Origin of the sequence: Citrobacter sp. Cpo045 (assembly GCF_030332875.1) — a bacterium.
GTDB lineage: Bacteria > Pseudomonadota > Gammaproteobacteria > Enterobacterales > Enterobacteriaceae > Citrobacter > Citrobacter portucalensis.
Genome location: NZ_JAOWGZ010000092.1, coordinates 1 through 10107, shown reverse-complemented (window position 1 = coordinate 10107; position 10107 = coordinate 1). Strand labels below are relative to the sequence as shown.

Here is a 10107-nt window from a genome sequence, read left to right as displayed (position 1 = left end):
TCCCGTCGCCAATCTCAGTTGAAATAGTACTCGCTGTCAGTGTTCCGACGCAGGGAATGCTCAGCAAGCGCTGTCCAACCTCATCTTCGTCCAACTTTCGTTTCAACTGGGATTCCAAATCTTTAATCTGCTCAACAAGATAGTGATAATGCTGTTGTAATTTCAGCAATAACTGGCTGAGGTAAAGAGGCAAACTATTATCCTCAAGAATGGTACTCAGTCGGCTAATAACGGCAGCTCCTCGGGGAACGCTAATGCCAAATTCCAGCAGAAAAGCATGCATTTGATTGGTTGTTTTTTCCTTATCCTGAACCAGGGATTCACGGACACGATGCAGAGCCCGCATTGCCTGCTGAGATTCCGTTCTGGGCTGCACAAAACGCATAGACGGACGCGATGCAGCTTCACAAATAGCTTCGGCGTCGACAAAGTCGTTTTTATTGCTTTTAACGAACGGGCGGACAAATTGTGGTGATATCAGCTTTGGGGAATGCCCCAACTCTTCCAACTTGCGTGCCATAAAGTGAGAACCGCCACAGGCTTCCATTGCGATGGTTGTAGCGGGGCATGTCGCCAAAAATTCGATCAACTTTGGCCGGGTAAATTTTTTACGGTAAACAGCCTTCCCGCGACGATCCTGGCAATGAATATGGAAAGAGTTTTTACCCAGATCGATACCAATGAGCGCAATGTTTTCCATGATAGTTCTCCGAATGAAAGCCTGTCCTCAGCATAGTACCGGGAAGGAGGGAGTGACCATCTCATTAAATAACAATAGCCCGGACATGTCGCTTTCCCAGATGTAATACTGAACATCCAGGGTACGTTCCGCCATTTCCGTCAACCGATAGCGAGCAGCAAACGCATCCAGGCTGTCATCCAACGTCAGAATGCCGCATTCTCCCGGGTGGTTTACGCATAGCGGCGTGATGGCACGCTCAAGTCGCGTCATATCAGTCCGTGCGTTCATCGCCTTGTTGGGTAAGTAATATCTTGTATAGTCGAGCGTTTTCTTCATCAAAGCACACGAAGTATATTTGATCGGGTAGCGTACGTCGGGTGATAAATTTCAACACCGTTTTCACCGCGATCTCTGCCGCTGCAGCACGTGGGTAACCATAAGCTCCGGTGCTTATAGCTGGAAAAGCAATGGATTGATAACCATTGGCTAAGGCCAGTTGTAATGTATTTAAATAGGCCTCTTCAAGTCGTTCAGCCTCGTGGTGATCACCGCCTTGCCAGACAGGTCCTACGGTGTGAATAACTGCTTTTGCCGGAAGCGCTCCAGCCAACGTGATAACGGCATGCCCGGTTGGGCATTCTCCCTGTTGTTGTATAACCTGTTTGCAGGCCTCCAACAACGCAGGCCCGGCAGCACGATGAATCGCGCCATCGACTCCACCTCCTCCCAGTAACGAGGAGTTGGCCGCATTGACGATCACATCTACCGCGATCGTCGTAATGTCGCCCTGTAACACATGAACACGCGATTGCATAAGTTCCCCCTGACAAAACACTCTCCGTTAAGTGTACAGCAGGGTTTTCCTTGAAATCTCACTTTTTAGCCATAAGCGTGCATACCTACGCCAGAATGATTCATTTATATTCAATATTCAGAATAGCCATGCTTTTCTGTTCATTGAGGTAATGCATTTTCACCGTGGCAATTTGTTCCACACTCTGAGGCGCTGTCGTGACCTGTTGCAGGTCGTAGAGACTATTACTCATCGTGCCATCACGCATACATGACAATTCAATCTGTTGTTGTCGAGTGTTAACATCGCAAGGTGCTTCAACTATTGCACCACGAAAATGAATAACCCCGCCGGGTAAGATTTGCGTCGCCATTGCGGGGAGGGTTAAAAGAGAAAAAGCCCACAAACCGGTATTTAAAATACGCTTTAATAATGTACACATAAGGGTTCCTCAATGATTAATCATCCTTGAGGGATCGCAATGATCCTTCACCGCTGCGAGTTACGATCAAATAAAACGTTTGTTCGTTTCTATATTCATAGAACAGCACTGCACTCCCAGCCACACCCTTAATGCAAATCCGGCAAAAAATTATGGGTGACTGTTTGAGTCAGGCCATTGTTGCGACAGATGCAGAGACTGCCCGTCAGAAACGGTAACGATAATTTTGACCGAATCCTCCGGTGAAATATTAAAGCTCATTTTTGTTAATTCAATTGGCCGATTAGCAGGGACCGAAAGGCTTGTTTTCTGCTGTGACTGACTTTGTCCGCCCTTTCCTTTACGTACGGCAAGGACTTGCACTTCACATACGCACGGTTGAGCTAATGTCACCTGAGGAATAATGGTGTACATGTCACCTTGCTGAGTTGTATTGAATGTTATTTGATTTGCCAACGCGGCAATGAGTAATAGCGTGTGCATAATATTCTCCCGAAAAAAAACAGGGCTTTCGCCCTGTTTATTATCAGTCAGAAAACTGAATTAGTGCTGGTTAGCTGTAGCATTGTTGCCATAACCAACCTGCTGAATCAGCACATTGGAGTCAGACGCTGTCTGATTAACCACAGCACCGTTACGACCACCGAACTGAGTTACGCTGATATCAGCATTTTTTGCATTCCACTGATTGATATCAGCACTGTTCTGGAAGCCGGTCTGTTTCAGGCTAATGGTACTGTCATCAGCACCTTGGCCGACGGTCGCACCGTTACCATGTCCGTGTTGTGTGATAGTCACGTCTGATTTACGTGCATCACTTTGCAGCGCATTCGCAACGTTACTAGAGCCAAATTGGTAAATACTCATTGAAGAGTCTGGGCCATAGTTGCTACCGCCACCATGATGATTACCGCCCCATTGCGGAACAACACCTGCCAGAGCACTGCCAGAAACTACGATTGCTGCGAATGCTGCCACTTTTAAAAGTTTCATGGTAAACCCCCATCGGATTGATTTAAACGTCGTTTATGGATTAGCGTTGAGTAACGCGAATTGCCATTTGCGACTGTCTCTGCACCACAACTGCTGTTTTTTGTGTACCGTACTGGGTAATATTGGCTTTATTACCAGAGCCTTTCTGGATAATCATCGCCGTATTACCGTAAGAGCTTTGTTTAATACTCGCATCATTAGAGCTACCCGTTTGATCAATATATGCAAAGTTATTTGATCCCGTCTGATCTGTTTTCGCCCGGTTACCTGAACCTTCTTGCGAAATGACCGACAATAACTTGGTGCCCTCCTGGCGAGTATTTGCACTATTAGCAGTACCAACCTGACCAATAATGGCTGCCTGATTAAATGAAGACTTACTTAATTCATTTACCGCAAAGTTATATTCTGAATTAGCTAAATCATAACTGGTTGCGGATGCAATCCCAGGCACACCCAGTATTGTAAACATCATAAATAACAACTTGTTTTTCATGTTGTCACCCTGGACCTGGTCGTACATGAAGTTAAATTAATTACCACTCAAATTGTTGTTAACATGACTTACATTTGTTAACGCCACGTTACGATGAAGAGTATGTCCGTGGAAACATTTTAAATAACTCACCCGCGAGTGGTATTTTTATATCCGGATTCACACCAAAGTACTAATTAACAGTGAATAACACCGCTTCAGGTCTGGCTTTTATTTTTATTTTGCTATCAGTAATGAATTTCTATGCAGTCACTGAGAAAGTGCATTTTGCACGATATCAGGGCCTCTCAGTACAACGTCGAGATAGACATCGGTACAAGTCGTGACAAAAGTCATTTTTTTCCATCTAAAATTGACCAACGTAAATTGAGACAAGGATTTTAGAATTCATTAGAAATATAAAACTCAACAACCATTAATTAACTGATTTAAAATCAATGCGTTACTATAATTTGTATGATTTTTTAAATCTATGCAGCAAAGGTAAAATGTACAACTTTCCTATCAAATCTAAACTCTAATAAAACCATAAAATCACATTTTAATATATAATTTTACAATTTGTTACATGTTTAACACTTGCTTTAAGATTTGTAATAGCTAGATTGAAATCAGTTGAAGTCCATTTGTTTTAATATTTTCACCCCTTTGGGTCGATATTTTATATCTACACAGCAGTGCAACATCTGTCAGTACTTCTGGTGCCTCTATTTTAGTAGAGACAGCTGTCAGGTGTGCGACTAAAAAGTGGAGTTTCATCATGTTTAATGAAGTCCATAGTATTCATGGTCATACATTATTGTTGATCACAAAACCTTCTTTGCAGGCAACTGCATTATTACAGCATTTAAAACAATCACTGGCACTCACCGGAAAACTACATAATATTCAACGTTCTCTGGATGATATATCCTCCAGCTGCATTGTTTTACTGGATATGATGGAGGCAGATAAAAAACTGATCCATTACTGGCAAGATAATTTGAGTAGAAAAAACAACAATATAAAGACGTTATTGTTGAATACTCCTGATGATTACCCTTATCGGGATATCGAAAACTGGCCGCATATCAATGGTGTTTTTTACGCAACTGAAGACGAGCAGCGTGTCGTAAGCGGCTTGCAGGGTATCTTGCGCGGTGAATGTTACTTCACGCAAAAACTTGCCAGTTATCTGATCACGCACTCTGGAAATTATCGTTATAACAGCACGGAGTCGGCACTGCTGACACACCGTGAAAAAGAGATCCTTAATAAATTGCGTATCGGCGCCTCAAATATTGAAATCGCTCGCTCACTGTTTATCAGTGAAAATACGGTAAAAACACATCTTTATAATCTTTTCAAAAAGATAGCTGTCAAAAACCGTACGCAGGCGGTCTCATGGGCCAATGATAACCTCAGGCGATAAAGCCATGAAACGGTATTTGACCTGGATTGTGGCAGCAAATTTATTCTTTGCTGCCGGGAGTCTGCACGCAGCGACAACCGTAGAGGTGGAGGTTCCCGGGCTGTTAACTGACCACACTGTCTCTTCAATCGGGCATGATTTTTATCGGGCCTTTAGTGATAAGTGGGAAAGCGAGTACACAGGAAACTTAACCATTAATGAAAGACCCAGTGCGCGTTGGGGAAGTTGGATCACCATAACGGTCAATCAGGACGTTATCTTCCAGACTTTTTTATTTCCGACGAAAAAAGACTTCGACAAAATTGTAGTCTTCGCATTGGCACAAACTGAGGAAGCATTAAATCGCCGGCAAATAGATCAAACACTATTAAGCACTAGCGATTTAGCGCGTGATGAATTCTAAAACATGATTTTGTCCGGAGGCTTTCATGCGTGTTAAACATGCAGTGGTTTTGCTCATGCTAATTTCACCATTAAGTTGGGCCGGAAACATGACGTTCCAGTTTCGCAACCCAAACTTTGGTGGCAACCCGAATAATGGTGCTTTTCTGTTGAACAGCGCCCAGGCCCAGAACTCATATAAAGATCCAAGCTATGACGATTACGGTATTGAAACCCCGTCAGCTCTGGATAACTTTACTCAGGCGATTCAGTCACAAATTCTCGGTGGCCTACTCACCAACATTAATACCGGTAAACCAGGAAGAATGGTGACCAATGATTTTATCATTGATATCGCCAACCGGGACGGACAACTGCAATTGAATGTCACCGACAGGAAATCGGGGAAAACTTCGACAATTGAAGTGTCGGGTTTACAAACACAGTCGACCGACTTCTAAGTTATAGCCACGAAAGGAAATAATCATGCAGCGTTTACTTATCATGGTGGCAGTAATTTTACTCAGCGGATGTTTAACAGCTCCGCCTCAAGAAGCCGCTAAGCCGACATTAATGCCCCGAGCCCAAAGCTATAAAGACTTGACGCATCTGCCTATGCCTACAGGTAAGATCTTTGTGTCGGTATACAACATTCAGGATGAGACTGGCCAATTTAAACCTTACCCGGCAAGTAACTTCTCAACCGCCGTCCCGCAAAGCGCCACGGCTATGCTTGTCACTGCATTGAAAGATTCTCGTTGGTTCGTCCCACTGGAACGTCAGGGGTTACAGAACTTGCTTAACGAACGCAAAATCATTCGTGCAGCTCAGGAAAACGGTACGGTTGCGATTAATAACCGGATCCCGCTACAGTCCCTGACCGCGGCAAACGTCATGGTTGAAGGGTCAATTATCGGTTATGAAAGCAACGTTAAATCGGGTGGTGTCGGTGCACGTTATTTTGGTATTGGCGCCGATACGCAATACCAGCTCGACCAGATAGCGGTAAACCTGCGCGTAGTTAACGTCAGCACCGGTGAGATCCTGTCGTCAGTGAATACCAGTAAAACCATTCTGTCTTATGAAGTACAGGCTGGGGTGTTCCGCTTTATTGACTACCAGCGTCTGTTGGAAGGTGAAATTGGCTACACCTCTAACGAACCGGTTATGCTTTGTCTGATGTCAGCGATTGAAACGGGCGTTATCTTCCTGATTAATGACGGCATCGATCGCGGATTGTGGGATTTGCAGGATAAGAAACAAGTTGATAATGACATCCTGGTTAAATACCGTCATATGTCGGTACCGCCAGAATCCTGATGGGTCTATACAGCATAAAAAGCGTGAGGAAAACCCTCACGCTTTTTTATTTACTGGTCAGCGTCGACGATATTCTATTTTCACGGCGAGATGCCAGCCACAGACCACTGTTTTTCATTGCATAGCCGAATACGAGGCCCAGTGCCAGTGACGGTACAACCAGTCGCCAGTCGCCCTGCCCTGCAAATGTTGCACATGCGCCAATGAACGTGCCCGGTACAAATGAAAGCAGCCATTGCTTTGCCTGGATACACATCAGAAACGCGACAATTCCTGTCATGACATAACCAATAATGTCCATATGCGGAGCAAGCGCACTACCGTTAATAATCACCAACGCCCACACCACACCGCTTAGCAGCGTACACGCCGAGATCCACAGTCCTTTTAACCCACCTTGCGGGCAGGCGAAATAAGCCGTGCAACCCAGAAAGCCAGCCCAACTGAGTAAACCAAGAGAAACGGCCACCCATCCCCAGATCCCGGAGAGAATGCCCGTTGTGATTGCAATTGAGAGAAGTATGTTCATGCCGCGCATCTTAGCAGAAAAACGGCATGGTAATGAGATCGCGCACACAATTTATGCAAGCTTATAAATTGAGTTGCACCTTTAAGTGACGCACGTCACATTTATTCGTCTGTATCTTCCTGCAATTCGTCCCACATCGCACCAATGGCATCACGCGTCAGCGGTGCTATCGTACGCCAGAAAGGCGTGTTCGCGTGCGCTTCAACTTTACCAAGGAACGTACCGCACCAGGGCAGCAAGTAGTCTACAAACAAGGTTTCAAGCGCCTCACTTTCATCTTCCGCAGACTGGTCCTCAAGCCATGAAGCCGCCAGCAACAGCGTACCAATGTGATCTGCCGGTGTATCAGCAAGCGGCATGCCCCGGGCTGAAAGAAATGCACGAACATCGGATTCTTTCGCCCCTTCTACCCAGGCACTACGATAAGGCGGCACTGCACACTCGTCACCGACAAACAGCGCGTTGTAATCTGCAGCCAGCTGGGGCATATCGCAGCTCTTCTGTAAACGGGTGAGCAGTTCGTCCTGTTCCAGCGGCCAGTTGGCGGACAGTTTACCTTCACTAATCAGGGTAAACAGGGGAACCAGTAAAGGGTCCTGCGGTTGGCGGTAAAACAGCGAGCCCAGTACACGACACAGGATAGAAAACTCGTTCATTGATATATTCCAGTTAGTAACAATTACAGTTCAGCAAATTCCGCGATCGGCTCCATGCCTCGCGATTCCAGAAACGCCAATAGACGTTTAGGTGTGACGTTTAAAATTCTGTCTTCAGGGAAATTAACATCATCCAGGATTTTACGGCATTCGCCAAATTCTCCCAGCGTGAAAGCGGTATGTGAATCCGACCCTAACGCCACCCAGCCACCAGCATCACGCACAGCCGCAGCAACCGCACGGCAATTATCCTCACTGCCCTTACGCGAATGCAAAAACGAAGAGTTATTGATTTCCAGTGCAACCTGGTACTTTGCCGCCGCCTGCGCAATTGCTTTAATATCAACAGGATATTTGGGATTTCCCGGATGACTTATGATGTGCACATTACCGCTGGCCATCGTAGCTATCATTGCCTGGGTATTGGTGTCTTTATCGTGAGGTGCAAAAACCGGCTCATGGAAGCCTGCAATAATGAGGTCCAGGGAGGTAAACATCGGACCTGAACAGTCAATTTCACCTTCAATATTCTTAATATTGGCTTCTATTCCGCGCAGGATCCCCACGCCATCCACGACACGTGGCCAAATACGCATATTGATAAAGTGCCAGTGGTGAGGCGCATCCGCCATGTCCGGTCCATGATCGGTAATGGCAAATAGCTTGATGCCTTTGCGACGAGCTTCCGCGATGTAATCACTTAAGGTGCTGTAGGCGTGGGTGCTGGCGACGGTATGCATATGCAGGTCAACGGGATACATAACTCTCTCCTGTAGTCATTTTCCGTCAAGGATAGCAGGTATCGCCGCCATTAATACCCTAAAATTCGAGTCGCAGGCAGGTGGCAAGGGAGTGATACCTGAATCACTTACTTATGTAAGTGATTCAGGTGAACAACCGTAGCCAACGCACATGCAGCTTGAAGTATAACGGGTATTTCAGCTGAAACCCGGTACTTGCCGGGTTACCATCAATATCCCCGAACGCGATTGACCTGACCTGTTACGACTTGCCCGCTCTCCAGGTTCATAATCGTGCGGGAGATATAGTCCACCGCTTCTGCCGGACGGGTAACTGCGGCAATATGTGGCGTCATCGCCACACGCGGATGTTTCCATAATGGGCTGTTTTCTGGCAGCGGTTCACGGCTATAAACATCCAGCATGGCCCCCTTCACCTTGCCGCTTTCCAGCGATGCCAGAAGATCGTCTTCATTGAGATGAACACCGCGTGCAAGGTTCAGCACGTAGGCGCCATCCTGCAATTGGCTAAGTAAATCAGCGTTAATAATGCCTACGGTTTCTGCCGTATTAGGCAGAAGGTTGATCAGCACGCGAGTTTGACTCAAAAACGCGCCCAGTTCCTCAGTACCGGCGAAGCTTTCCACGCCAGACCAGGATTTACGCGTACGACTCCAGCAGCGCAGTGGGAATCCCCATGCCTGCAGGCTTTCGGCAACTTTTGCGCCCAATACCCCAGCCCCCATGATCCCGACGGTAAACTCCTCGCGAGTATATTCTGGCAACGGCTGCCATTTCGCCTGATTTTTCAATGCCTGATAATCATCAAAGCGACGAAACCAGTGCAGCACCTGACTGACAGCATATTCCTGCATTTGCAGGCCCATACCCGTATCTTCCAGACGGAAAAGCGGGATCGACGCATCCAACATTTCCGGATGAGCATTGAGTTTACTGAGAATAGAATCGACGCCCGCGCCCAGCGCAAATACGGCTTTTAATTTTCGTCCTGCGAGCATTTCAACCGGCGGATGCCAGACCAGCGCATAGTCAGCATGTGCATTATCACCCGCTTTCCACTCACGTACGTTCGCACCAGGTATTGCCTTTGCCAACGCATTAATCCACCAGGTCGTATCGAATGTTGGGTGATAGAAAATTATATCCATATTGTCTCCTGAACATTGTTGTGCGGAACTTTCTCGCACTTATTATCATCATTTTTCGAGGGAACATCAGAGTAGCAAATTTTAGGATGCTGGCAAAAAAAACAATTCCCGCTTATTTATGCTCCATGTTGCTTGAAGTTTGTGTAAATGCACATTTTTTTCAAAAAGTTGATTGACGGCGGGGCGGTGTTTCCCCTACATTAGCGCCCGTTCCGGTAGCACAGGAACAACAATATGGTGAGGTGTCCGAGTGGCTGAAGGAGCACGCCTGGAAAGTGTGTATACGGCAACGTATCGGGGGTTCGAATCCCCCCCTCACCGCCATATTTTAAGAAGAGCTCGTACGAAAGTACGGGCTTTTTTTTCACATATTGCACATCTGCGGGGGGATGAGAAACCCCGACCGGGGTTCGACTGCTGGCGCAGCCAGCTGGACAGACCGCGAACGGAGTGAGTGGGCTGCCCGAAGGGCGAGCAAAGCGAGTCAATCCCCCC

At 46.5% G+C, this 10107-nt stretch carries 14 protein-coding genes, 1 tRNA gene and 1 pseudogene; 5 read left to right on the top strand and 11 right to left on the bottom strand.

The window, feature by feature from the left end:
* The 7 genes and pseudogenes from OGY13_RS11030 to csgB all read right to left on the bottom strand — a co-directional run.
* On the bottom strand, positions 1-700 hold a 700-nt coding region (locus OGY13_RS11030), incomplete at its 3' end, for an IS110-like element IS4321 family transposase (RefSeq protein WP_286637622.1).
* Between the two features lie 54 nt (positions 701-754).
* Positions 755-1021: pseudogene (locus OGY13_RS11025) on the bottom strand (phospholipase D family protein); the annotation flags it as partial.
* Positions 954-1496: an O-acetyl-ADP-ribose deacetylase gene (ymdB, locus tag OGY13_RS11020; protein WP_213753143.1), complete on the bottom strand. Its 543-nt coding sequence runs from the start codon at positions 1494-1496 to the stop codon at positions 954-956. The pseudogene OGY13_RS11025 and the gene ymdB, both read right to left, overlap by 68 nt.
* A 100-nt stretch (positions 1497-1596) precedes the next feature.
* Positions 1597-1917, bottom strand: coding sequence for a YmdA family protein (locus OGY13_RS11015; RefSeq protein ID WP_060682392.1), 321 nt, complete (start codon positions 1915-1917; stop codon positions 1597-1599).
* A gap of 150 nt (positions 1918-2067) precedes the next feature.
* Positions 2068-2400 carry a curli assembly chaperone CsgC gene (gene csgC, locus OGY13_RS11010; RefSeq protein WP_020996502.1) on the bottom strand — a complete coding sequence of 111 codons (333 nt, stop codon included), beginning with the start codon at positions 2398-2400 and terminating at the stop codon, positions 2068-2070.
* Positions 2401-2460: 60 nt separating this feature from the next.
* On the bottom strand, positions 2461-2910 hold the full coding sequence (gene csgA / locus OGY13_RS11005) for a curli major subunit CsgA (protein WP_008784338.1): 450 nt from the start codon (positions 2908-2910) through the stop codon (positions 2461-2463).
* A 40-nt stretch (positions 2911-2950) separates the two neighbouring features.
* The gene (gene csgB / locus OGY13_RS11000) at positions 2951-3406 is read right to left on the bottom strand and encodes a curli minor subunit CsgB (RefSeq protein WP_032941802.1); all 456 of its coding nucleotides are present in this window, start codon (positions 3404-3406) and stop codon (positions 2951-2953) included.
* Positions 3407-4166: 760 nt separating this feature from the next.
* On the opposite strand from csgB, the gene csgD reads away from it, so the two are divergent.
* The 4 genes from csgD to csgG are packed head-to-tail and all read left to right on the top strand — an operon-like array spanning position 4167 to position 6518.
* The gene (csgD, locus tag OGY13_RS10995; protein WP_003832092.1) at positions 4167-4817 is read left to right on the top strand and encodes a biofilm master transcriptional regulator CsgD; all 651 of its coding nucleotides are present in this window, start codon (positions 4167-4169) and stop codon (positions 4815-4817) included.
* A 4-nt stretch (positions 4818-4821) separates the two neighbouring features.
* Positions 4822-5220: a curli production assembly/transport protein CsgE gene (csgE, locus tag OGY13_RS10990; RefSeq protein ID WP_008784336.1), complete on the top strand. Its 399-nt coding sequence runs from the start codon at positions 4822-4824 to the stop codon at positions 5218-5220.
* 25 nt (positions 5221-5245) lie between these two features.
* Positions 5246-5659: a curli production assembly/transport protein CsgF gene (csgF, locus tag OGY13_RS10985; RefSeq protein ID WP_003832089.1), complete on the top strand. Its 414-nt coding sequence runs from the start codon at positions 5246-5248 to the stop codon at positions 5657-5659.
* A gap of 25 nt (positions 5660-5684) precedes the next feature.
* Positions 5685-6518 carry a curli production assembly/transport protein CsgG gene (gene csgG, locus OGY13_RS10980; RefSeq protein ID WP_003036082.1) on the top strand — a complete coding sequence of 278 codons (834 nt, stop codon included), beginning with the start codon at positions 5685-5687 and terminating at the stop codon, positions 6516-6518.
* A 46-nt stretch (positions 6519-6564) separates the two neighbouring features.
* Here the strand turns inward: csgG and OGY13_RS10975 are convergent, their stop codons facing one another.
* The 4 genes from OGY13_RS10975 to ghrA all read right to left on the bottom strand — a co-directional run bounded on the left by OGY13_RS10975 (position 6565) and on the right by ghrA (position 9612).
* Positions 6565-7047 (bottom strand): DUF1097 domain-containing protein, encoded by a 483-nt coding sequence (locus OGY13_RS10975; protein ID WP_032934412.1) that lies wholly within the window; start codon positions 7045-7047, stop codon positions 6565-6567.
* A 101-nt stretch (positions 7048-7148) separates the two neighbouring features.
* Positions 7149-7703 carry a TorD/DmsD family molecular chaperone gene (locus OGY13_RS10970; protein ID WP_003832084.1) on the bottom strand — a complete coding sequence of 185 codons (555 nt, stop codon included), beginning with the start codon at positions 7701-7703 and terminating at the stop codon, positions 7149-7151.
* A gap of 23 nt (positions 7704-7726) precedes the next feature.
* Entirely contained in the window at positions 7727-8464 is a 738-nt protein-coding gene (locus OGY13_RS10965) for a phosphatase (protein ID WP_008784332.1), read from the bottom strand.
* 209 nt (positions 8465-8673) lie between these two features.
* Entirely contained in the window at positions 8674-9612 is a 939-nt protein-coding gene (ghrA, locus tag OGY13_RS10960) for a glyoxylate/hydroxypyruvate reductase GhrA (protein ID WP_057067489.1), read from the bottom strand.
* Between the two features lie 236 nt (positions 9613-9848).
* Here ghrA and OGY13_RS10955 point away from each other — a divergent pair.
* Positions 9849-9936, top strand: a tRNA-Ser gene (locus tag OGY13_RS10955).
* Positions 9937-10107: the final 171 nt, after the last annotated feature.

Bases quoted from the DNA above. Each gene is read 5' to 3' on its own strand.
- ymdB (WP_213753143.1), bottom strand. From the start codon at position 1,496: ATGCAATCGCGTGTTCATGTGTTACAGGGCGACATTACGACGATCGCG.
- OGY13_RS11015 (WP_060682392.1), bottom strand. From the start codon at position 1,917: ATGTGTACATTATTAAAGCGTATTTTAAATACCGGTTTGTGGGCTTTT.
- csgC (WP_020996502.1), bottom strand. From the start codon at position 2,400: ATGCACACGCTATTACTCATTGCCGCGTTGGCAAATCAAATAACATTC.
- csgA (WP_008784338.1), bottom strand. From the start codon at position 2,910: ATGAAACTTTTAAAAGTGGCAGCATTCGCAGCAATCGTAGTTTCTGGC.
- csgB (WP_032941802.1), bottom strand. From the start codon at position 3,406: ATGAAAAACAAGTTGTTATTTATGATGTTTACAATACTGGGTGTGCCT.
- csgD (WP_003832092.1), top strand. From the start codon at position 4,167: ATGTTTAATGAAGTCCATAGTATTCATGGTCATACATTATTGTTGATC.
- csgE (WP_008784336.1), top strand. From the start codon at position 4,822: ATGAAACGGTATTTGACCTGGATTGTGGCAGCAAATTTATTCTTTGCT.
- csgF (WP_003832089.1), top strand. From the start codon at position 5,246: ATGCGTGTTAAACATGCAGTGGTTTTGCTCATGCTAATTTCACCATTA.
- csgG (WP_003036082.1), top strand. From the start codon at position 5,685: ATGCAGCGTTTACTTATCATGGTGGCAGTAATTTTACTCAGCGGATGT.
- OGY13_RS10975 (WP_032934412.1), bottom strand. From the start codon at position 7,047: ATGAACATACTTCTCTCAATTGCAATCACAACGGGCATTCTCTCCGGG.
- OGY13_RS10970 (WP_003832084.1), bottom strand. From the start codon at position 7,703: ATGAACGAGTTTTCTATCCTGTGTCGTGTACTGGGCTCGCTGTTTTAC.
- OGY13_RS10965 (WP_008784332.1), bottom strand. From the start codon at position 8,464: ATGTATCCCGTTGACCTGCATATGCATACCGTCGCCAGCACCCACGCC.
- ghrA (WP_057067489.1), bottom strand. From the start codon at position 9,612: ATGGATATAATTTTCTATCACCCAACATTCGATACGACCTGGTGGATT.